Source organism: Enteractinococcus helveticum, assembly GCF_001657475.1.
Lineage (GTDB): Bacteria > Actinomycetota > Actinomycetes > Actinomycetales > Micrococcaceae > Yaniella > Yaniella helvetica.
The window spans coordinates 47,265-68,313 of sequence record NZ_LXEY01000005.1 but is presented as its reverse complement, the minus strand read 5'-3'; the positions used below and the strand labels follow the sequence as shown (position 1 = coordinate 68,313).

The following is a 21,049-nucleotide window of genomic DNA, read 5'->3' as shown; positions in this document are numbered from 1 at the left end:
GTGGGCGGGGGCTCGGCGCGGGGTGGAAGTATAAGTGGCCCGCACAGCGGTGAACGTGTCGTTGGTGATGACTCCGGCCCAGAATAAATCCCACAGGGCGGCCAGAATCTCGGCACCTGAGTGGGTTTCCAGCTGGGCGAGCAGTGCCGAGTAGAACCACCCACCGGTACCGGTCAGGGCGGTGATGATGTCTTCGTGGATGACGGTGCGGTCATCGGTGGTGCCAATGGGCAGCGTCAGATCGATCGTATCCACGTGGTGAAAAGCCACCGATTGGTCAGCGGCGCCGACCATCACAAACTGTCCGGTGGCTAAGAGCTCATCCAACATGGCCGGGTGGTAATCCCACACGCGCGCCGGCAAGATCGCCGTCTCCCACACCGCCGCGGGTGCGGTGAATCCGGTGAGCTGATCCAGGATAATGGCCAGCCCATCGACCCCGCGTTCCTGCGGGGTGGGTGTGACCTGGTGAGACTGTAACAGATAGCGGGCATAGGCGGCGTGTTCGACCGGTTCAACTTCAGCGCGCAGTTGGGCCAGGGAACGACGGCGAATCCGAGCCAGCACCTCCACGTCGCACCACTCATCGGTGGCCACCGGGCCGTCACCGGGTGGTGGGGTGGATAGATAGGCACCGAAGGTCACCCGCTGTTGGGAGGCCAAGCGTTGGAGCACCTGGTGGGCAATCACCGGGCCGATACCGAGGCGCTGGGCGACTTCGGGTGCGGTGAAGGGGCCGTGGGTGCGGGCGTAGCGGGCAATAAGGTCACCCAGTGGGTCGGTCACGGATTCGGCAAATGCCGCGGGCACACCGATTGGCAGTGGAATGCCCAGCCCATCGCGCAGTCGGGGAGCATCCTCAATGGCCGTCCAGTAGTGCTCGGCTCCGATGCGCACCGGGATGGCGCGTTTATCGTCAACCAGCTGCTCGACCCAGGCACCTGCGGTGGCACGATCGGCGGGTGCGTCTTCGTCGTCGGGATTTCGCAGCCGGGCGGCGAGCTCATCGGTGGTCAGCGGTCCCAGCAGGCGCAGTAGATCGGCGACACCTTCGGCCCCGGCCAGTCGTCGTGACGCAGAGGTGTGTTGCAGATCGGCTTGCACCTGGGCTATGACGGCGTCGTCGAGCAATTCGCGCAGCATATCCTGGCCCAGCAATTGCGCCAAAAGCCCGGGGTCCAGGGACAGTGCTGCGGCGCGACGTTCGGCCAGCGGTGCATCGGTTTCGTACATGAACTGCGCGGTATAACCAAACAGCAGGGTTTGGGCAAAGGGGGAGGCCTGCGGGGTTTGGACTTCGACGACGCGCAACACGCGGGTGCGAATATTGTCCAGGGTCGCTAATAATCCGTCGACGTCGTACACGTCTTGGAGTACCTCGCGCACGGTTTCCAAAATGATCGGGAACTGCGGGTATTTCGAGGCCACAGCCAAGAGTTGGGCGGCGCGTTGACGTTGTTGCCATAGTGGCGTGCGTTTGGCCGGGTCGCGCCGGGGCAGCAGCAGGGCGCGGGCGGCGTTTTCGCGAAAGTGTGCGGCAAAGAGGGCTGAGCCGCCGACGTGCTGGCGTAATTGGTCGCGCAGGTCTTCGGGCTCGAACCAGAAGATCTCACTGGAGGGCGGTTCGCCGTCGGTGGCCGGAATGCGCACGATGATCCCGTCGTCACCGGCCATCGCGTTGGCATCGAAACCGTAGGTGGCCTTGACGCGTTCGGAAATGGCCAGCGCCCAGGGTGCGTGAATGGCTTTGCCAAATGGCGAGTGCAAAATGACCCGCCAGTCGCCCAGTTCATCGCGGAAGCGTTCCACCACCATGGTGGTGTCGGTGGGCAGGTGCCCGGTGGCTTCGCGCTGCTCGGTCAGATAATTCAGCAGGTTGGCCCGGGCATTGTCGTCCAGTCCGGCGGCTTTGAGGCGGGCGTCGATGTTGGGGTCGGCCAGTGCCTCGCGCCGGAACGCGCCGGTGGCTCGGCCTAATTCCAGTGGCCGGCCGGGCTGGTCGCCACGCCAGAACGGTAGGCGCCCGGGGCGGCCGAACGCCGGGGTGACCAGTACGCGGTCGTGGGTGATGTCTTCGATCTGCCAGGTGGTGGCCCCCAGAATAATGGTTTCACCCACCCGGGATTCATAGACCATTTCTTCATCCAGTTCGCCCACGCGCTTGGCGGCGTCGGACTCGGTGGCCAAATACACACCGAATAGTCCGCGGTCGGCAATCGTGCCACCCGACGTGACCGCCAGGCGTTGGGCACCGGGGCGTGCAGTGATGGTGCCAGCCTCGCGATCCCACACCACCCGTGGTTTCAACTGTGCGAATTCATCCGACACGTATTTTCCGGCCAACAAATCCAGCACCGAGGCATAAACATCCAGTGACAGTGTGGTGAACGGCGCGGCCCGGCGCACCAGTTCCAACCAGGCCTCATCCACCAACTCATCCATGGCAGCAGCCGCGATCGTGTGCTGGGCCAGAATATCTAGTGGGTTGGCCGGAATCGAAATCGCCTCGATCGCCCCGGCCAACATGCGCTCGGTCACAACCGCGGCGTCGACCACATCGGCGCGATGCAGCGGGAAGAACCACCCCACCGAGACCTCGCCCACCTGGTGTCCGGCACGGCCCACGCGCTGCAGACCCGCGGCAACCGTCGGGGCCGACTGCAAATGCATTACCGCATCGACCACGCCCATATCGATACCTAATTCCAACGACGACGTCGCGACCACGCATCGCAGCGTCCCGGACTTGAGGCCTTCTTCGACCTCGGCACGAGCGGTGGCCGACATCGACCCGTGGTGGGTGCGAGCAAACTCTTCACCGTCAGTGTCTTCGCGCTCTTCCCACAGTTCATTGAGCGATTCGGTCAGCCGCTCGGCCGAACGCCGCGAGTTCACAAACACGATCATCGAGCGGTAGTCATCGGTCAGCTCCATGATCCGAGCCTCAACATGGGGCCACATCGACACATTTTCTTCTGGCGAGGCCCCCGTATCCGGCTGGGTCATATCGGCCACCGGCACGGCCACGGTAATGTCCCAGCGCTTTTGCTCAGCGCCGTCCACGATCGTCACCGGTTGGACCCCACCTAAAAATCGGGCAACCCCTTCGGCCGGACGGACCGTGGCCGATAACCCAATGCGCTGGGCCGGGGCCTGAAGTAAGGCATCTAAGCGCTCCAGTGACACCGCAAGGTGTGCCCCGCGCTTATTGCCGGCCAGCGCGTGCACCTCGTCAACAATCACCGTTTCCACTCCGGCCAGGGTCTCGCGTGCCTTGGACGTCAGCATCAGATACAGCGACTCGGGCGTGGTGATCAAAATATCGGGCGGATCGGTCACTAAGCGGCGACGGTCCCGAGCCGAGGTATCACCCGAGCGCACCCCGGTGCGAATCGCGGGCACCTCGTCTCCCATCCCGCGGGCCGTCTGAGTGATGCCCACCAGCGGGGCGGTCAGGTTGCGTTCAACGTCAACACCCAGGGCCTTCAGCGGGGAAACATATAAGACCTTGGTGCGTTTTTTGGCCGACTCCTCGTCATCGGGAGCTACCGTGATGAGCCGATCGATGGCCGATAGGAACGCTGCCAATGTTTTGCCCGACCCGGTGGGTGCGATGACCAGGGCGTGTTGCCCCGAGTTGATAGTCTGCCAGGCGCCAATCTGGGCTTTGGTGGGCGCTGCAAAAGATGCCTGGAACCACGAACGTGTCGCGGCGGAAAATTCCTCGAAGGCGGCATCAGTCATATGGCTAGACTACCCAGCACTACTGATGATGATATGGTCGGCCAGCCGAAATTTCCTGAGCGCGATATACCTGCTCAACGACCATCAGCCGAACCAACTGATGTGGAAACACGAGGTTTGACAGGGACCACACCGTATTGGCTCGCGCTCGCAGCCGGTCATTGACGCCGTACGCCCCACCGATAATAAGGCTCGGATGACGCCCGGTATCAAAGAGTTGCTGCAAATGCCCGGCCAGCTGCGGGGAGGTGAAATTCTTGCCGCGCTCATCCAATAAGATGACGTAATCCTGTGCGCGCAGGTGTTTCTCGATCGCCGCGGATTCTTCTTCGCGGGAGCGTTGCTCGCCGGCGGTGGCGTGCGGAACAAACACGAACTCTGCGTCATACGGTTTCTTCAGCCGCTTGAGGAACCGGTCGATCCCGTCGGCAACCCAGGCCTCATGTCGCTTTCCTACGGTGATGATTCGTATGGCCAAGATATAAATCCTCAAACTTCACAGTATTGTCTTTAATTACTACGCATTGTAGCTTTTCATTCATGGACTTTACCCCGTGGACTATTTTGATCGATGCCGGACTGATTGGTATCCTCCTGGTTATTGGTGCCGGCCTGCGCGCCATTATTCGACCCTTCCAAACCTTGATGATCCCAGCCTCGGTGATTGCGGGCATTCTCGGGTTAGTTCTAGGACCTCAAGTACTGGGGTGGCTGCCCTTTTCTGACCAGCTGTCGACGTATTCTTCAGTGCTGATTGCAGTCGTGTTCGCTGCGGTGGCCATGACCGATGATTTCGACGTTCGCAAACTCAATCGCAACGTCGGTGGGTTCGCTGCCCACGGGGTGCTGATGTATGCGCTCCAAGTCGCTTTGGGGATGGGCGTGGTCCTGGTGCTCCTGCAGCCACTCTTCGGCTCCCCGGATGCACTTGGCGTTGTGCTCTTTGCCGGCTGGGTTGGCGGATACGGGACCGCAGCAGCCATGGGGGATGCGTTTTCGGCAACCAACCCAGAGATCAGCTCACTGGCGTTCACCTCAGCGACCGTGGGGCTCATCATTGGCATCGTGGGCGGAATCATTCAAGCCCGGCTCGCAGCGAGCCGTGGGCACGTCCAGGCCTATGGGTCGATGAGTTCGTTGCCGAAAGAAGAACGTACCGGTCTGATTCGTGAAGTGAATAAGCGTCCGTCGATCGGCCAGCACACTTTCACGGGCTCCTCGGTCGAGTCCTTAGGGTTTCAGGCATCCGTCGTCATCATGATCGCCGCTGCCGCCTACGGTATCTCATTATGGATCGGGAGTATCTGGCCTGCGTTGTCTGTCCCGGTGTTCGTATTGGCCTTCCTGGTGGGGCTCGTCGTGCGTGCGCTGATGACGAAGATCAATGCTGCCAAGTATGTCGATAAGCCGACCTTGCAATCCATTTCAGGCACCGGAACCGACGTTCTGATTGTCGCCGGGATCGCCTCGATTCAACCGCAAATCGTCGCCGACTTCGGTCTTGAACTGATACTCCTGTTCGTCTTTGGGCTGGCACTGACCCTGTTCCTGGGCCTATGGGTTGCACCTCGTCTGATGCACGAAGGGTGGTTCGAACGTTCCCTGTTCACCTGGGGTTGGTCCACCGGTGCGGTTGCTACCGGTATCGCGATGCTGCGGATCGTTGACCCTAAACTGAAATCGAATACCCTGGAAGATTTTGGCCTGGCATATATTCCGGTCACGCCCGTGGAAATCACGGCGGTGACGTTCGTTCCTGCTTTAGTGATGGCCGGTGCGGCCTGGGCAGTCGTAGGTATATGGGGTGCCATCGCCGTCGGAGCTGTAATCTTCGGGCTGTTTATTGCTCGGGCCAATAAACGCGAGGCCACGCTAGTTTCTTAGACGTCCTCGATGGTCAGCACCATCTTGCCAACCGTGTGTCCGGTTTCTCCGGCCGCATGGGCCTGGGCAGCCTCCCGGAGTGGGAACATCTTGGCGATGTGCGGTGTCAACGTTCCCTCGGCAGCCAAGCTCGCAATGGCTTGCATCCCGGCGTGATCGGCCTCAACGAGGATCAAATCGGCGCGCACCCCGAAACTTTGGACTTGCTCCCATAGACCATCGGCCGCACGCGGAATCGTGGACACCATGGTCCCACCGGGACGCATTGTGCGAAGCGATCGCAACTGGTAATCGCCGCCGATTGTATCTAGAACGATGTCGACGTCGTCCACTGCATTGGCAAAATCTACGGTGCGATAATCGATGGCGTCATCCACACCTAGCTGGGCCAAGAAGTCATGATTCTTAGCGCTCGCGGTTCCGATGACAAACGCACCGTGAGCTTTGGCAATCTGAACTGCCAGATGGCCCACCCCACCGGCCGCCGCGTGAATCAGTACCCGATCGCCCGCCGTGATACGCGCAGTGTCAACCAGCGATTGCCATGCTGTCAGACTGGCCAACGGCAGCGCCCCAGCCTGGATATGGGATAAGTTGTCTGGTTTGTGGACAAAGGCTCGTGTCGGCCCCACGGCGTATTGTGCATGAGCGCCCAACCCGTACGGATAAGGTAGCATCCCAAAGACTTCATCGCCGGGTTTAAATAACGTCACGCCTAACCCGACCGATTCCACTACGCCGGAAACATCCCAACCCAAGACCATCGGTAGATCGCGCACGAAAGCTTTACCAGCGCGATTCTTCCAATCGGTTGGGTTGATACTGGCTGCGTGGACGCGCACCAGAATCTGACTGATGCCTGGTTCTGGAATCGGCAGTTGAACCGACTGTAATACCTCGGGTGTACCGAACTCGTGTTGTTGAATGGCAAGCATGACATCATTCATACCTGCCATCCTGGCACGGCAGGCACGGGGCAGCAAGGACTGCGACCAGGGGCATAAGTGAACGTGAAGCCAACCACACCAGAACTTAGAGTGTATACAGATTGGCGATTTTTGCGGAACATAACTCACAATGCTGGCCAAAACCCTGGATCTGTGTATACACTGTGAGTTATGCGAGCAAGTGAACGAGCCTATCAAGCGCTGCGGCAGGACATTCTGAATTGGGATCTCCCACCCGGCTCTGTGCTGGCTGAAGTCGAGTTATCGGAACGCCTCGGCGTCTCCAGAACGCCCGTTCGCGAAGCCGTTGCAAAACTGGTGGCGGATGGTTTGGCCGAAGCACAACGAGGCCGCGGCACCGTAGTCTCGGATGTTTCGCTGGACGATCTGGACGATATGTTCGTGTTGCGTCGCGTATTAGAAACCGAAGCAGCCAGGCTGGCGGCCACCAGCAACCACACCGAACAGTTTGTGCCGCTGGCTCAACAGTTCCGCGCCATCAGCTGCGACTCACAAGTTTTAGAGGACCCCGGAACCTACTATCAACTGATTGCCACCATGGATGAGCTCATCGATTCCGCGGCCGGCAACAGCTACATCTCCGGGGCGCTTTCAAATTTGCGAGTCCACCTGACACGAGTACGTCGCATGGCCAAAGACAATCCGCAACGTCTCGCCGCCTCGGCGGTGGAACACGCCCGGATCGCCGAAGCCATTGCTAATAAAGACCCTCTGGTCGCCAGTGCAGCCACGATTATGCATTTACAGGCCTCACTGGACCACATTTTGACCCACGCTGAAACCCCGAAGGGACATCATGATTAACCACGAAGTACGCGTCTACCCATCCGCCGAGAACCTGCCGCGCGAAGACCAACTGGCATATAAGATTGCCAAAGTCGCCGCCGACGACGTCGAAGTCACCGACGAAGTCAAAGAGATGATTATCAACCGCATCATCGATAACGCTTCGGTTGCCGTTGCATCGCTGAATCGCGCGCCAATCATCTCGGCACGCTCCCAGGCCGTGACCCACGCACCAACAACCAACGGCACCGGTGCTTCGGTCTTCGGTATCGAAGAAAAAGTGTCGCCAGAGTGGGCAGCCTGGGCCAACGGTGTGGCGGTTCGTGAACTCGATTACCACGACACCTTCCTGGCAGCAGACTACTCCCACCCCGGCGACAACATCCCAGCAATTCTGGCGGCCGCCGAACACGCCGGAAAATCCGGTCACGATCTGATCCGCGGTATTGCCACCGGTTATGAGATCCAGGTCAACCTGGTCAAGGCGATTTGCCTGCACGAGCACAAGATTGACCACGTCGCACACCTCGGTCCATCCGCAGCCGCTGGTCTGGGCACCCTGCTGGGCGCCGATGTCGAAACCATTTTCCAAGCTGTCGGCCAGGCCCTACACACCACCACCGCAACGCGACAGTCGCGTAAAGGCGAAATCTCCACGTGGAAAGCCCATGCACCAGCATTTGCCGCCAAGATGGCCGTAGAATCCATTGACCGTGCACTGCGCGGCCAGACCTCACCGGTCCCAATTTATGAAGGTGAAGACGGCTTCATCGCCTGGCTGCTCGACGGCCCGGATGCCTGCTACAGCGTCCCACTGCCAGAACAAGGCGAAGCAAAACGCGCCATCTTAGACACCTACACCAAGGAACACTCGGCCGAATACCAAGCCCAGGCCTGGATTGACCTGGCCCGCAAGCTGCATACTGAACACCCGGAGGCCACCGATCCGGCCAATGTCGAATCAATTCTGATCAAGACCTCCCACCACACCCACTATGTGATCGGTACCGGGGCCAATGACCCAGAAAAGATGGACCCCAACGCCTCGCGTGAGACCCTGGACCACTCGATCATGTACATCTTTGCGGTTGCCTTACAGGACGGCAGCTGGCACCACGTCGATTCCTATGCCCCAGAACGCGCCCAGCGCCCAGACACCGTTGAACTGTGGCACAAGGTCTCCACGGTCGAAGACCCAGAATGGACCCGCCGTTATCACTCGCTGGATCTCAACGAAAAAGCCTTCGGTGGCTCGGTAGAAATCACGCTGAAAGACGGTACCGTCATTACCGACGAAATCGCTGTGGCTGACGCCCACCCACTAGGTGCCCGTCCATTTGGTCGCGAACAGTACATCAACAAATTGCGCACCCTGGCAGAAGGTATTGTGGAAGAGGCGGAGATCACACGCTTTTTGGATGTCGTTGCGCGCCTTGATGAACTCAAAGCTGGTGAACTCGATCAGCTCAACGTGGTTGCCAAACCCGGATACATCAATCCGGCAGACGCCCCGAAGGGACTCTTCTAAATGCTGTACTCAAAAGTCAGCCCCGCCGACAAGCGGGTTGCCTTACGCAAGATGCTCACCCCCGGAGCGGCACGCCAGTTCCCGGGCGCATTCAACCCGTTGAGCGCCCGGCTGATCGAAGAAAAAAACTTCGACGGCGTCTACATCTCCGGGGCCGTGCTGGCCAACGATCTGGGCCTGCCCGACATTGGCCTAACCACGCTACCGGAGGTGGCAGCCCGCGCCGGCCAGATCGCCCGCATGACAGATCTGCCCGCGCTGGTGGATGCCGACACCGGCTTCGGTGAACCCATGAACCTGGCTCGTACCATCCAGGAACTGGAACACGCCGGCCTGGCCGGGATGCACATCGAAGACCAAGTCCTGCCCAAACGCTGTGGCCACCTCGATGGCAAGACCGTCGTGGACACCGCGACCATGACCCAGCGGATCGCTGCCGCCGCCGACGCGCGCATTGATGACAACTTCCTCATCATGGCACGCACAGATATCCGGGGCATCAACGGGCTGGACGCAGCCATCGAGCGAGCACGTGCCATGGTGGATGCCGGGGCGGATGCGATCTTCCCGGAAGCGATGAAGGACCTGTCCGAATTCGAAGCGATCACCAACGCCGTCGATGTTCCTGTGTTGGCAAATATGACCGAGTTCGGCAAATCTGAACTGTTCACCCGCCAGCAACTCGCCGACGTCGGCGTGGCCATGATTATCTACCCGGTCACGCTGTTACGCAGTGCCATGGGTGCCGCCGAGCGTGTGCTGGATACCATCACCGCCAACGGCACACAGGATGCCTATGTCGATCAGATGCTGACTCGTGCAAGACTGTATGAACTGGTGGCCTACGAGGACTACAACGCATTTGACTCCGGGATCTTCAACTTCGAAGTGCCCGGCCTGGATACTCAAGCCAACGCCGAAAACCTCTAAACCCCGAGGAGAACCATGTCCATGACTGAAGAGATCAGAAAAGGCCTAGTCGGCGTTGTTGCCGATTCCACCGCCATTTCCAAAGTCAACCCAGACACCAACTCGCTGCTGTATCGCGGCTATCCGGTACAAGATCTGGCCAGCAAAAAATCCTTTGAAGAAGTTGCCATGCTGCTGTGGCATGGCGAACTGCCAACCCAAGAGCAACTGGATGACTTCATCAAGCTGGAACGCGCCAATCGCGCCCTGGATCCGGCTGTCAAGGCCGCGATCGACCTGCTGCCAAAAGATGCCCACCCGATGGACGTTGCCCGCACCGCGGTTTCGGTGATCGGTGCTCGTCACGACGACGCCGAAAACTCCGACCCGTCGGTCGAGCTGCGCAAAGCCAAAGAACTCTTTGCCGCATTCCCCGCTGTTGTTGCTTATGATCAGCGCCGTCGTCGTGGCATGGACGTTATTGAACCACGCGACGACCTGGACTATGCACAGAACTTTTTGTGGATGACCTTCGGGGAAGAACCAGCAGAAGAAGTTGTCGATGCATTCCGCGTCTCGATGGTCCTCTATGCTGAGCACTCGTTCAACGCTTCGACTTTCACGGCACGGGTCATTACCTCAACTGAGTCGGATCTGCACTCGGCGGTCACCGGTGCAATCGGTGCGCTGAAGGGTAACCTGCACGGTGGCGCAAATGAAGCCGTGATGCACACGTTCCATGACATCGGTATTGACGAAAACGAATCCCGTGAATCGGCTGCCGAACGCGCCAAGGCATGGATGGAAGCTGCCCTGGCCGAAAAGAAGAAGATTATGGGCTTCGGTCACCGCGTATACAAATCTGGTGATTCGCGTGTGCCATCCATGAAGGCAGCACTAGATCGGATGATCGACTACTACGGTCGACACGAGATCCTGGGCCTCTACGACGGTCTGGAAAACGCCATGACCGAGGCCAAGAACATTCTGCCAAACCTCGACTACCCGGCCGGTCCGACCTATCACCTGATGGGCTTCGACACCGAAATGTTCACCCCGATCTTCATTGCCTCGCGCATTACCGGGTGGACCGCTCACATTATCGAACAGCGTGCTGACAACGCACTGATTCGCCCACTGTCTGCCTACAACGGCCCAGACCAGCGCGAAATCTAAGCCTGACAACGGCATACTGAAAGCCGCGGATCCCTGCAAGCACAGGGGTTCGCGGCTTTTGACTCTCTGATCTAACAGAGTCTGGACAAAAAACTAGCGGTCACCTTTGGAGAAAATTTCTTTCTTCCGGTGACCGCTGGCCTTTCCGATTACCCGTTAGGGCTTTCGCGAGGGAATTCTAAATCTGATTTTCACCTCTGATTTCCTTTTCCCTCACTGATAATTTTACCGCATGCTGCTAACTGTGTCTACGAAAATCAGGGTCCTATTTCATCGAAAACGTGGTATTTCGGTGCATATTCCCCTCAAGTTCTACGCCCTGATAATCGGGCTGGTGAGCACAGCAACAAACGCGTTCCCCGTGAATAGTGCTCGTTGGCCTAGAAGTACCTGACACCAATGTCGGAGAATAGAGTCAATACCGTGGTGCCAGAAGCGCGCCACGATCGTGGCGAAGGAATCACCACATGAGCAGAATGTATTTCACCGCTGACTTGCATTTAGGGGACGAACTTGTCGCCAGAAATCGCGGCTACAGCAACGTGAATGACTACGATGAGATGATCGTGGAAACTGTGATCAGTACCGTGCTTGAAGATTCCACGCTATGGATTCTTGGTGACTTGATGGGGTGGAGCTCCCGTCGCGACCATGCGCTTTCCTTGTTGCAACACGTTCAGTCTAAGACCGGGGCTATCATGCATCTCGTTTCAGGTAATCATGATACCTGTCATCCCATGCACCGGCATGCCCATAAAGAACAGTCAAAATATTTCGGAGTTTTTACGTCGGTGTTGCCCTTTGCCAAGATCCGGCACAATCGTGGCGACGTCTTGCTATCCCACTTCCCGTATACGGGCGACCACACGGTAGAGCAGCGCTTTAACCAGTGGCGACTCCGGGACTATGGGCTCCCGCTCATTCACGGTCACACTCACCAACCAGCACCAACGGATGTGGCCCGACCAAATCAGGTATGTGTTTCCTGGGATGCCTGGGGCAGGCCAGCAAAACTACACGAAGTGATGGCTCTCTTAGAGGCGGACAACATTGGCGGTGCATGAAGCGCAACCCAAGGGCGTTGTCAGCTTTGACTACCTTATTTGCTGTTAGGGTGAGGCCATGGATGCTGAAGCTGTATCGCTCGAGGGGCGAATATTTGCTGGTGTAGAGAACTCGTCGTCCGGTGAAGTCGGGCAATCAACGATCTTTACCTATCACCAGGACCAAGACATTATTTGGGCTGAATACTCAGGCGGCTCAATTATTCGTGGCTACCTGGTGGGCACCCGCCGCGGCGAGAAGCTGCACTTCCGCTATGCACATCTGAGCACCAGCAAAGAAACGTCCACGGGAGTTTGCGATTCAACCGTAGAGATTCTTGACGACGGTCGTGTGCGTTTGCATGAGTCATGGGCCTGGGAGTCTCGGCCTGAAACAGGCAACAGCATTGTGGAGGAACTCAAATAGTCTCATCCAAACCCTCTCCGGATCTTGATGGAAACGAAGCGTATTGTAGCCCTGCGTTTTCATGCTGAACTTGCGCGGGTGATTTGTCTTGCTCAGCTGACACTGCCAGGCTAATCGTGGTGTCGATCTCTCCTCCTGGATCACACAAGCTTTACGATATTTTCGGAGCTATAGGCTTTTGTGCGTACTCTTGACTTTTATGAGTCGACTGCAGTCAATCTGATTAGGACCATCGAACAGACTCAGGAGCGGGTGGAGCGACAGCGGCAGGAGCGTTCAGATGCCGTCGAGCATGCGCTGGTTGATTTCGCTGGTGCGTACAAGGAACTTTTTATTCAAGCCGCTGATGATGCAGCCACGGATGCCAATGTGTTGGTCAATGTCTTGTTCAGTCTGAGCACGCAGATCAGTACAGCAAAAGCTCAGGCACAAAAGGAACAGCAACGCCTTGATGACTTGGCTGAGTGGGAGCAGCGCCAGCCACTGTGGGATGCTTTTACTGCGGGCGGTGCTTCAGCGGGGCTGAATCCCTTTGTTGCCCACGGGGTACCCATCGTTGACCGGTGGATGAATAAGCCATCGGAAACCCCAATTACCCCACCCACAATCACGGCAAACTTCGAACCGAGGGGCAGGATCCGTACGAGCGGCGGAAGCTCGGAAGACACCAGTTCTGCCCGCCCCAATCTGCTGCGCGGGTTTGTGGCCACGAGTCAAAGCTGTAACCGGATCCTGGATGAAGAGCTTTCAACCCTGCAGTCGGCCTGGTCTGCATTCCGTACCACCTGTTCCTGGGTTACTGTCGATTCTTTTACCCTGCTGAACGGGTTTGCAGACTATCTTGTCGAATGTGAAACCGATGCCCAATGGATCTATTACATTGCCGATGCATTTGAGGTCGCCGGCGGGGTGGGGCTGCTGGATTCCGTGTTGAATGGCATGGCTGCGTCAGCTCTAGTCCCGGCGATGTCTGACCCGCAACTATTGAAGCGTCTCGACCAAGAGCAACTGGCCAAGTTGTTCGAGTCGTCTCCGGCCTTAGCCAACCAGCTGCACTTGATCGATCCGGTGACCATCAACGAGTGGTGGCACGGCCTAACCCCCGGTGACTCTGGCCAGCAGAACACTGTGGTGCACGCGTTACCGCAGATTTTTGGCAACCTTGAGGGGATCCCGTACGCCGCTCGGGCTACAGCCGTTGGCGGCTGTGCCCCCGGCGACATCTTTGCTCTCCAGGACGAAGAGCGCCAGCGCCGGGCAGACCGTGAAGTCATCCCAGGCGCTGACAAATACAAAGTGGGAGCCGTCGGTGGGTGCGCACCAGGCGATAGTTTGGAACTCATGCAGGTTGAAAATGACCGTGCCGAGCAGCGTGAAATCATTCCGGGCGACAGCTATTTCCCGAACCATCCACCAGAAGATACCGAAGCCGACGAAGGTGATGCCGATATCCAGCCTTCGGAGCAAATCGACTAAACCCGGTCAGATCGAACTATGTGAGGGAGCTCAAACCAGAATTACGGCTGCCATGAGCCAATGCGCTGTGCATGCTCGTGTCCTCTAGACCATGACTGCCAACCGAATCAGGTATGTGTCTCCTGGGCTGACATTGGCTTCCACACCATGTCGACGCCATCTTCAACGAGCAACCACCCGATGCGTTCGTAGTCGTAAGCAACGTTGGAGGAAAACCAATAGGTCCTATCGGGGTCCCAGCCGGCGATCACACTGGCGGAATCAGTGACGTCGTCGACGGGGATGGCAACACCAGCAGCCGAGAGGTACGCACCAACCTGAAGATGTACGGCGTCATAATGTTCTGCAACCTGCACCCAGTCGGGAATTATCCACCGGCCTATTCGTCCCGTGGTTCGGTACCAATCGTGGCGTTTCTGCGCGGTGACGTCCATCGGAAACCGTGCACACAGCTGTGCCCAGTCGGAAGCATCTCTAATCTCGAACACAGAATCGTCATCCGACACGAGCAGTCTCATGCTTTGTGCTTGTTCCCAGCCGAAGCTGTCCTCGACGAACCACAGGCCAGCAGGGCTATCGTCAAACAACTTGCGCGCCGATGACGGCATAGTGACCGGTGGGCGGGACCACCATTCATCGCTCCAGTTGGCAGTTGGGTCCGGATCGCGTTCCTGGAGAGCCACGCGCTCGTCAGCCCATTGCTGATCACGGGCCGCAAGTAATGTTGCATGCACGTCGTCAGGAATGCTGACTGGTGCGGCACCCTCCCATAACACGCAGTGTTGTGTAAACCGATCAACCGGAGTCCACCACCAAGCTGCCAGTGGTGAGGCTGCGATATGTTCGGCCACGCGCCGGAGGGCATGTCGCATATCGGGTGTTGCCGCGAGCACGTCGTCACCATCAGGTTCCTGCCAGTAGCGAGCGTTGTCTACAGCGACTGCTAGGGCACTTCGTAGAGTTTTCGGAGTGGGGTCCAACAGCTCGACCATGTCCAAGCGCTCTGCGGCTTCGGCGGGAGTGACCATCGGCGTATCGGGCTCTTCGGTAACTTCTCCAAATACTGATTGCAGCCTGCGTGCGCTCCCGCTGATAACAGCCGGATCCAGGCGGTAGGCGGCGTCGAATGCCGCAGGTCCGAAGGACTCTTCACTACGGACCGGATTCTGTGCGAGTTCCGAAGCCAACGCATATTCCAGTAAGAACCGGCGGCCTCTGGGACCAGCGAGCAGACGCTCCGCTATGGTTGACGCTGCAGCTGAGCTATTCATGTAGCCGTCCCTTATTTCTCGTGCCTCATCAGTGACGTGGGTTGTCGTCGTTATGACATGTAGATGACACTGTAATCGAAAACTTTAAGCCCAGAATGCGCCCAAGGAAAGGGGACTGAGAAAAAAGAAAGCTCCTACCCGTTGCAATATCAACGATGGAGGAGCTTTCTGTTCAGCGGTAGCGGAGGGATTTGAACCCTCGGTACGGGGTTGCCGTACAAAGCATTTCGAGTGCTTCACCTTCGGCCGCTCGGACACGCTACCGTGTGTTTACACCCGACCAAGTATACCCGATGGGGCCATGAAAACTAAAATCATCGTTTGCTTGCAAAGAAGTGGCGCAATAGCTCGCCGCACTCATCGGCCAAAACCCCTGCGACGACCTCGACCTGGTGGTTGAGTCTGGGTTCTCTTAGGACATCAAGAACTGACCCGGCTGCTCCGGTTTTTGGTTCCCAGGCGCCAAAGACCACGCGGGGGAGTCGTGACAACACGATTGCTCCGGCACACATGGAACACGGCTCGATCGTCACCGCAAGCGTGCAGTCGGTAAGCTCCCATTCGGAGTCAGCAAGTGCCATCACGGCGTTGGAGATGGCAATCATCTCAGCGTGCTTGGTTGGATCCCCGGATTGTCGGGTCGCATTCACCCCCGTAGAGATCAGTCGGCCATCGGGGCAGAATATGGCGGCTCCGATAGGGACATCGTCAGTGGCTGCTGCTGTCTGGGCGGCACGAAGTGCCTGACGCATCCAGGAGGCCAGGACGGCGTCGTCGGGCAGTGGTGTAGCAGTAGAAGTGGACACAGGTTTAGCCTAGGCGATCAGGCTAAACTGACAGCATGCAAGTTCATCACATCGATCACCCATTGCTGGCACATAAACTCACGGTCCTTCGTAAACAGGAAACGCCGTCGATGATTTTCCGTCAGGTTACCGAAGAACTCGTCATGTTATTGGCGTACGAGGCGACCCGGGATCTTGCGGTGGTCGACGTCGATATCCAGACTCCGGTGACCGCAACGACCGGCAAGGAAATCGCCAAACCGCGCCCATTGGTCGTACCGATTCTGCGAGCGGGATTGGGGATGCTGGACGGCATGGTTCGTATGGCGCCGACGGCCGAAGTTGGCTTCCTAGGCATGATCCGTGATGACGAAACGTTGAACATTGTTACCTACGCTGAACGCCTGCCAAAAGACCTCACCGGGCGACATGTATTCTTACTAGATCCGATGCTGGCAACCGGTGGCACACTGGCCGAAGCCTGTCGCTTCTTGTATAAGCGCAATGCACGCCAGGTCTCGGCGATTTGTTTGCTGGCAGCCCCCGAGGGACTGCAGTACCTGCAAGAGAATCTCAATGATATTGACATGAATCTCTACATTGCAGCCATTGACGACCACCTGGACGAGAATGCCTATATTGTGCCGGGTCTTGGCGATGCCGGTGACCGACTTTATGGTGTTGCGGGCTAGTCCTTATACAGGTGTATGGGCACTTTCGGGGCCAAGAATTCGAATGTTACGAGTGAGTTTCGTCACAAATATGCCCGCAAAGTCCACATAGTGAGATGAATGTAGGGTGCGCGTTTGCGTTACGAGACTGTTACGCGTCAATGTTGGGGTAGCAGATACCGGCTTGAGTCAGGTTAGGCTCAAGCGTCATCGGTGGTCACCACCGTTTAGTTTGTTGAAGGAATGACTCTATGACAAGCGCGCCCCAGCAAGGTTACGTTCACATCTCGGTTCGTAATGCACAACGCCGAGCAGAACGAGTAAGAGCCTATCGGGAGGCGGATCAGAACAGGCTACATGCCGTTCCTTCAGAACAACCTTCAGAAAATGGTGCCGCAGCACCGGTTCATATGGAGACTGAAGCACGCGGTTTCGTGCTCTATGTTGGTATGGATGAACAGGCTGCGCTGGCCGCCGGCACCTCTCTGACTCGACTGGCCAACGAACTGCGCCATTACGTTGAGACATTGGTTCCTGGTGCTGATTCGTACGCCGCAGTGGCTATCGCCCCGGCAAATGTTGCCGGTGATGACCTTGACGTCGTTCGTCAGGTCACCGCAGATCCGACAATCCAGCAGGCGATCTCTCCAGAACTTGCTGCAGCGCCGGCACCAGTATCCACTCGCCAGCCCGGTGTGCTGATCGATCTTGCCCGCCGTGAAGTGCTGCTTGACGGTGAACCATTGAATCTGACGTATAAAGAATTTGAGTTGCTCAACTACCTGGTTGAAAACGGTGGTCGCACAGTCAACCGTGAAGAGCTGCTGGAAACCCTCTGGGACGATACCGAAGAAGTCCCTAACGAGCGCACCATCGACGTCCACATTCGTCGTCTGCGCGCCAAACTTGGTCGCCTGTCAGGTACCGTACGCACGGTTCGCGGACAAGGCTACCGTTTCTATGAGCACCCAGAGGTTGTTGTCTGGGCTGCGCCTGAATATTCCATTTAGCCTGCCGCTTCTTCCGAAGGCTTCGCCCCTGCCCAGTCCAGTCTGATACGGCTAGACTTGGCAAAGCAGAAGCTTTGGAAGGAGCAGCCATATGGCCAGTCGCGACCCCCTACAGTTCTATCTCGACAAATCGAATCCTGATGCCTGGAAGGCCGTCACTGCATTCGTCAAAATCGTGGGGGAGGACGCCCGGGCAGCCGGGCTGAGCGACCAGCTGATCGAACTGGTCAATCTACGAGTTTCCCAAATTAACGGGTGTGCATTTTGTTTAGCATTGCACACCCGTTACGCCGTTAAAGCAGGCGTTTCTTCCCAACGACTCGGCGCGTTACCCGCCTGGTGGGAAGCCGAAAATCTCTATACCGAAACCGAACGAGCCGCGCTCCAGCTGGCCGAGCAGGTCACCCAGATTAGTGATATCGATTCGGTCCAGGCAGCCCAGCTGGTTTCTTCTGCGCGTCTGACCGAAGCGCAATATGCGGCAGTGCAGTGGCTGGCCATGGCCATGAACCTGACCAATCGCATCTCTATTCTTTCGCACCATCCGGTGCAACCTTCAAAAGAGACTCAGGCGGCGCTGGAGGACACGCTGTGACAAATCTAGATCCCAATCCAGAACTGATCGATTACAACATGCCCAAGCATGCCCAGGGGCTCGCCCCTGGCTTTGCAGAAAAATACGGCACCGATTACATCGTGGAAGTCCTAGAACCCCGCGCAGTACCGCTGGGTGGACCACGAGCCATGACAGTGCAACGCACGATCCCACAGCGCGCCCGTTCGTTGATTGGCGCCTGGTGCTTCCTGGACTACTTCGGGCCCGACGACGTCGCACAATCTGGAGGTATGCGGGTAGCCCGACACCCACACACTGGACTGGCCACCGTGTCCTGGCTATTTGAGGGCCGGGTTGACCATATCGACTCCGCAGGAAACTGGGCGTTGGTACGGCCCGGAGAAGTTAACCTCATGAGTGCCGGATTTGGCATTACGCACTCCGAGCACTCGACCGCGGACACCACGTTCTTGCACGGAGTGCAGCTGTGGTACGCCTTCCCAGAAGCGCACCGCTTTACGGAACCGCACCTGGACCAGTACCGTCCTGAAACGGTCACCGGAGATGGCTGGGAGGCTAAAGTCGCCATCGGTTCCCTGCTGGGTTCAACTTCACCGGTCGAAACCTATAGCCCGCTCTGTGCCGCAGAGATTCGACTTGAACCGCACACCACGCTGAACATCGACGTGCCCGCCGAGCATGAGCACGGGCTATTGGCTGTTGAATGCACCGCCAATTTCAATGGCGCATTAATTGAAGAAAACCACCTGGGCTATCTGGGGACCGGCGTCACGCAGCTGCAGCTAAGCTCCGGGGAGCATCCCATCAGGGTGATGCTTATTGGTGGTGAACCCCTCAACGAAGACATCGTGATGTGGTGGAACTTCGTTGGACGCTCCCATGATGAGATCGCACAGTGGCGCCAGCGATACCAAGCAGAAATGGGATTCGAACCGCCAGCCGAGGGTTCACCGTTGGTTGGCCATGACCTCGACACCGCTCTCTCGGGTCCACTGCTTGATGAGCTCTTACCCAACGCCTACCCAGACAGCACACGGTTCCCGCAATATGGCGAATTCCCACCGGATGAACCCGCACCCCTGCCGGCGCCAGCTTTGCCCGCACTGCCCATGAAACCCCGTCAAAATCCACCAACCGTTGCACGTCGTAAGCCACAGGAGGACCGATGACCACCCCAACTGTAGACAACCCGAAATTCGTTGAAGAAGAAGGCTTTACCGGCATGATTGTCGACGATACGGGCAACATTGCCGCCCGAGAATATCATGCCAACCATGTCACCGCGGACGGTACCAAGCAACGCGTGTTCATTTCGACGCACACCAATGAAGACTATCGCGGCCAAGGGCTCGCCGGAAAAATTGTGCAATACACGCTCGATAAGGCCCTGGACGACGGGTATCGCATTGTCGCGATCTGCCCGTATGTGAAATCGTGGCTCGAAAAGCATGGTGACTCACGCTATGAAGAGGCCCTCGATACGCCACGACCAGAACACTTCCCACAGAGAGGCTGATATGACTGAACCACGCTGGTTCCGTGATGAGGAATCCTTTGGTGTCTATGACGACGACGGCGAGGTGATCGCCCGGAACCTCTATCGAGACGTCCAACTGTCAGATGGAACGAAACAACGAGTCTTTCCCGGCATCCACGTTCGCCCCGACCACCGGCATGTTGGCCTGGCTGCGCAACTGACAAAACATTCGATGGATACCACAATCCAAGAGGGTTATCGGATCGTGCCGATCTGCCCGTACGTGGCCCAATGGATGCGTGAGTATGACGACGGGGCATACCTGAAATACCGTGACGAGCCAGCGGGGGAGCATTTCTTTGCTGACTGACCAAAGCGACCTCAAACGGCTCATCGTCCTGCGGCACGGCAAAGCGGCTTACCCGCCGGTGCCAGATCACGAGCGACCGCTTGCCCAACGCGGCAACCAGGAAGCGCCAGCAGCCGGTCGTTGGCTGGTCGAACAAGGCATCTATCCTGACGCCATCATCACCTCAGATGCGGTCAGAACCCGTCAGACAACCACATGGGTAATAAACGAACTTGGTGACAAGGCTCCAACCCCGTACCTAGACTCCCGGTTATATATGGCACCGGTCTCGCGAGTACTAGCAGTCGTCAACGAGGTCGAAGAACAAGTTCGCACGCTCATGCTCGTGGGGCACATGCCCTGGGTTCAGGAGCTGGGCATGCGATTGGCGTCCGTTGATTCCGATGAACACGCAGTTATTGAGATGGCTGAACGGTATCCCACGCTCGGGATGATGGTCTTTGATGTGCCAGGACAGTGGGCTAGTCTCGACGGTCGCGATGCCAAAATGACGCACTTTGTCGTCCCGCGTTAGCTCCGGGGCCGACTAAACACCATGTGCAAGATCACCATGAGTGCGGCTAGTGTTGCCACACTGATACATACGACAGCCGCCCACAACGGCAGCGGCACAAACATCGTGACCGACAGGGCAAGAATGGCCACACCAAGCACTACGCGTTGCCACGCCACGATGTAACCTCCAGAAATCAACCGACGTCTCACCCGGCAAGAACCGCCAGCACACCCAATCGTCATGATCGGATGCTGACGAGCCATACAACGGGTGCCGTTATGGGGAAACGAAAAGCCCCTGAGATCTTTTCTGCAAATGATCTCAAGGGCTTAGGATCCGCACGATAATGCGAAAGTTGTAAGCGCGCCCTAAGGGATTCGAACCCCTGACCTTCTGTTCCGTAGACAGACGCTCTATCCAGCTGAGCTAAGGGCGCCGAAGCAACGAGATA

General features: G+C 57.7%; 21 protein-coding genes and 2 tRNA genes. 15 read left to right on the top strand and 8 right to left on the bottom strand.

The window, feature by feature from the left end; all coding sequences use genetic code 11:
* Positions 1–3,744, bottom strand: a 3,744-nt coding sequence (locus A6F49_RS00920) for a DEAD/DEAH box helicase (RefSeq protein ID WP_067605443.1), incomplete at its 3' end; no start/stop codon positions are given.
* Between the two features lie 19 nt (positions 3,745–3,763).
* A complete protein-coding gene (locus tag A6F49_RS00915) occupies positions 3,764–4,222 on the bottom strand; it encodes a 23S rRNA (pseudouridine(1915)-N(3))-methyltransferase RlmH (RefSeq protein ID WP_201120194.1) in 459 nt (152 codons plus the stop codon).
* 62 nt (positions 4,223–4,284) lie between these two features.
* Here A6F49_RS00915 and A6F49_RS00910 point away from each other — a divergent pair, with 62 nt between their 5' ends.
* Positions 4,285–5,628 (top strand): sodium/glutamate symporter, encoded by a 1,344-nt coding sequence (locus A6F49_RS00910; protein ID WP_043056729.1) that lies wholly within the window; start codon positions 4,285–4,287, stop codon positions 5,626–5,628.
* Here the strand turns inward: A6F49_RS00910 and A6F49_RS00905 are convergent.
* A complete protein-coding gene (locus tag A6F49_RS00905) occupies positions 5,625–6,575 on the bottom strand; it encodes an NADP-dependent oxidoreductase (protein ID WP_043056728.1) in 951 nt (316 codons plus the stop codon). The two genes, A6F49_RS00910 and A6F49_RS00905, sit on opposite strands and share 4 nt — an antisense overlap.
* Before the next feature lie 171 nt (positions 6,576–6,746).
* On the opposite strand from A6F49_RS00905, the gene A6F49_RS00900 reads away from it, so the two are divergent.
* The 7 genes from A6F49_RS00900 to A6F49_RS00870 all read left to right on the top strand — a co-directional run bounded on the left by A6F49_RS00900 (position 6,747) and on the right by A6F49_RS00870 (position 13,941).
* Positions 6,747–7,400 carry a GntR family transcriptional regulator gene (locus A6F49_RS00900; RefSeq protein WP_043056727.1) on the top strand — a complete coding sequence of 218 codons (654 nt, stop codon included), beginning with the start codon at positions 6,747–6,749 and terminating at the stop codon, positions 7,398–7,400.
* On the top strand, positions 7,393–8,910 hold the full coding sequence (locus A6F49_RS00895) for an MmgE/PrpD family protein (protein ID WP_043056726.1): 1,518 nt from the start codon (positions 7,393–7,395) through the stop codon (positions 8,908–8,910). Before A6F49_RS00900 ends, A6F49_RS00895 begins: the two co-directional genes overlap by 8 nt.
* Complete coding sequence (prpB, locus tag A6F49_RS00890) at positions 8,911–9,840, top strand: methylisocitrate lyase (protein ID WP_043056725.1); 930 nt, start codon at positions 8,911–8,913, stop codon at positions 9,838–9,840.
* 21 nt (positions 9,841–9,861) lie between these two features.
* Positions 9,862–10,995: a bifunctional 2-methylcitrate synthase/citrate synthase gene (locus A6F49_RS00885; protein WP_043056742.1), complete on the top strand. Its 1,134-nt coding sequence runs from the start codon at positions 9,862–9,864 to the stop codon at positions 10,993–10,995.
* A 467-nt stretch (positions 10,996–11,462) separates the two neighbouring features.
* Positions 11,463–12,059, top strand: a complete 597-nt coding sequence (locus A6F49_RS00880) for a metallophosphoesterase (protein WP_043056724.1) — start codon at positions 11,463–11,465, stop codon at positions 12,057–12,059.
* 58 nt (positions 12,060–12,117) lie between these two features.
* Positions 12,118–12,465 carry a hypothetical protein gene (locus tag A6F49_RS00875; RefSeq protein ID WP_043056723.1) on the top strand — a complete coding sequence of 116 codons (348 nt, stop codon included), beginning with the start codon at positions 12,118–12,120 and terminating at the stop codon, positions 12,463–12,465.
* A gap of 180 nt (positions 12,466–12,645) precedes the next feature.
* Complete coding sequence (locus tag A6F49_RS00870) at positions 12,646–13,941, top strand: hypothetical protein (protein WP_150119321.1); 1,296 nt, start codon at positions 12,646–12,648, stop codon at positions 13,939–13,941.
* A 107-nt stretch (positions 13,942–14,048) separates the two neighbouring features.
* On the opposite strand, the gene A6F49_RS00865 is transcribed toward A6F49_RS00870, so the two are convergent.
* The 3 genes from A6F49_RS00865 to tadA all read right to left on the bottom strand — a co-directional run bounded on the left by A6F49_RS00865 (position 14,049) and on the right by tadA (position 15,964).
* Positions 14,049–15,212 (bottom strand): hypothetical protein, encoded by a 1,164-nt coding sequence (locus tag A6F49_RS00865; RefSeq protein WP_043056721.1) that lies wholly within the window; start codon positions 15,210–15,212, stop codon positions 14,049–14,051.
* A 176-nt stretch (positions 15,213–15,388) separates the two neighbouring features.
* Positions 15,389–15,476, bottom strand: a tRNA-Ser gene (locus A6F49_RS00860).
* A 50-nt stretch (positions 15,477–15,526) separates the two neighbouring features.
* Entirely contained in the window at positions 15,527–15,964 is a 438-nt protein-coding gene (gene tadA, locus A6F49_RS00855) for a tRNA adenosine(34) deaminase TadA (RefSeq protein ID WP_043056741.1), read from the bottom strand.
* Positions 15,965–16,053: 89 nt separating this feature from the next.
* Here tadA and upp point away from each other — a divergent pair, with 89 nt between their 5' ends.
* The 7 genes from upp (at position 16,054) to A6F49_RS00820 (ending at position 20,616) form a co-directional block, all read left to right on the top strand.
* Entirely contained in the window at positions 16,054–16,689 is a 636-nt protein-coding gene (upp, locus tag A6F49_RS00850; RefSeq protein WP_043056720.1) for a uracil phosphoribosyltransferase, read from the top strand.
* Positions 16,690–16,919: 230 nt separating this feature from the next.
* On the top strand, positions 16,920–17,678 hold the full coding sequence (locus A6F49_RS00845) for a winged helix-turn-helix domain-containing protein (protein WP_043056719.1): 759 nt from the start codon (positions 16,920–16,922) through the stop codon (positions 17,676–17,678).
* Positions 17,679–17,769: 91 nt separating this feature from the next.
* Positions 17,770–18,273, top strand: a complete 504-nt coding sequence (locus A6F49_RS00840; RefSeq protein WP_043056718.1) for a carboxymuconolactone decarboxylase family protein — start codon at positions 17,770–17,772, stop codon at positions 18,271–18,273.
* Complete coding sequence (locus tag A6F49_RS00835) at positions 18,270–19,424, top strand: pirin family protein (RefSeq protein WP_052504656.1); 1,155 nt, start codon at positions 18,270–18,272, stop codon at positions 19,422–19,424. Before A6F49_RS00840 ends, A6F49_RS00835 begins: the two co-directional genes overlap by 4 nt.
* Positions 19,421–19,771, top strand: coding sequence for a GNAT family N-acetyltransferase (locus A6F49_RS00830; RefSeq protein ID WP_043056717.1), 351 nt, complete (start codon positions 19,421–19,423; stop codon positions 19,769–19,771). Before A6F49_RS00835 ends, A6F49_RS00830 begins: the two co-directional genes overlap by 4 nt.
* 1 nt (position 19,772) lies before the next feature.
* Positions 19,773–20,102, top strand: coding sequence for a GNAT family N-acetyltransferase (locus A6F49_RS00825; protein WP_043056716.1), 330 nt, complete (start codon positions 19,773–19,775; stop codon positions 20,100–20,102).
* Positions 20,092–20,616 carry a SixA phosphatase family protein gene (locus tag A6F49_RS00820; RefSeq protein ID WP_235604797.1) on the top strand — a complete coding sequence of 175 codons (525 nt, stop codon included), beginning with the start codon at positions 20,092–20,094 and terminating at the stop codon, positions 20,614–20,616. Before A6F49_RS00825 ends, A6F49_RS00820 begins: the two co-directional genes overlap by 11 nt.
* Here the strand turns inward: A6F49_RS00820 and A6F49_RS17930 are convergent.
* Positions 20,613–20,774 (bottom strand): hypothetical protein, encoded by a 162-nt coding sequence (locus tag A6F49_RS17930; protein WP_161485744.1) that lies wholly within the window; start codon positions 20,772–20,774, stop codon positions 20,613–20,615. The genes A6F49_RS00820 and A6F49_RS17930 overlap by 4 nt on opposite strands.
* A gap of 186 nt (positions 20,775–20,960) precedes the next feature.
* Positions 20,961–21,034, bottom strand: a tRNA-Arg gene (locus tag A6F49_RS00815).
* Positions 21,035–21,049: the final 15 nt, after the last annotated feature.

What these genes read in the sequence shown, in the direction of transcription:
- A6F49_RS00825 (WP_043056716.1), top strand. Translation starts at nt 19,773, where the DNA reads ATGACTGAACCACGCTGGTTCCGTGATGAGGAATCCTTTGGTGTCTAT.
- A6F49_RS00910 (WP_043056729.1), top strand. Translation starts at nt 4,285, where the DNA reads ATGGACTTTACCCCGTGGACTATTTTGATCGATGCCGGACTGATTGGT.
- A6F49_RS00865 (WP_043056721.1), bottom strand. Translation starts at nt 15,212, where the DNA reads ATGAATAGCTCAGCTGCAGCGTCAACCATAGCGGAGCGTCTGCTCGCT.
- A6F49_RS00905 (WP_043056728.1), bottom strand. Translation starts at nt 6,575, where the DNA reads ATGAATGATGTCATGCTTGCCATTCAACAACACGAGTTCGGTACACCC.
- A6F49_RS00895 (WP_043056726.1), top strand. Translation starts at nt 7,393, where the DNA reads ATGATTAACCACGAAGTACGCGTCTACCCATCCGCCGAGAACCTGCCG.
- tadA (WP_043056741.1), bottom strand. Translation starts at nt 15,964, where the DNA reads ATGCGTCAGGCACTTCGTGCCGCCCAGACAGCAGCAGCCACTGACGAT.
- A6F49_RS00840 (WP_043056718.1), top strand. Translation starts at nt 17,770, where the DNA reads ATGGCCAGTCGCGACCCCCTACAGTTCTATCTCGACAAATCGAATCCT.
- A6F49_RS00875 (WP_043056723.1), top strand. Translation starts at nt 12,118, where the DNA reads ATGGATGCTGAAGCTGTATCGCTCGAGGGGCGAATATTTGCTGGTGTA.
- A6F49_RS00900 (WP_043056727.1), top strand. Translation starts at nt 6,747, where the DNA reads ATGCGAGCAAGTGAACGAGCCTATCAAGCGCTGCGGCAGGACATTCTG.
- A6F49_RS00880 (WP_043056724.1), top strand. Translation starts at nt 11,463, where the DNA reads ATGAGCAGAATGTATTTCACCGCTGACTTGCATTTAGGGGACGAACTT.
- A6F49_RS00830 (WP_043056717.1), top strand. Translation starts at nt 19,421, where the DNA reads ATGACCACCCCAACTGTAGACAACCCGAAATTCGTTGAAGAAGAAGGC.
- upp (WP_043056720.1), top strand. Translation starts at nt 16,054, where the DNA reads ATGCAAGTTCATCACATCGATCACCCATTGCTGGCACATAAACTCACG.
- A6F49_RS00885 (WP_043056742.1), top strand. Translation starts at nt 9,862, where the DNA reads ATGACTGAAGAGATCAGAAAAGGCCTAGTCGGCGTTGTTGCCGATTCC.
- A6F49_RS00845 (WP_043056719.1), top strand. Translation starts at nt 16,920, where the DNA reads ATGACAAGCGCGCCCCAGCAAGGTTACGTTCACATCTCGGTTCGTAAT.
- prpB (WP_043056725.1), top strand. Translation starts at nt 8,911, where the DNA reads ATGCTGTACTCAAAAGTCAGCCCCGCCGACAAGCGGGTTGCCTTACGC.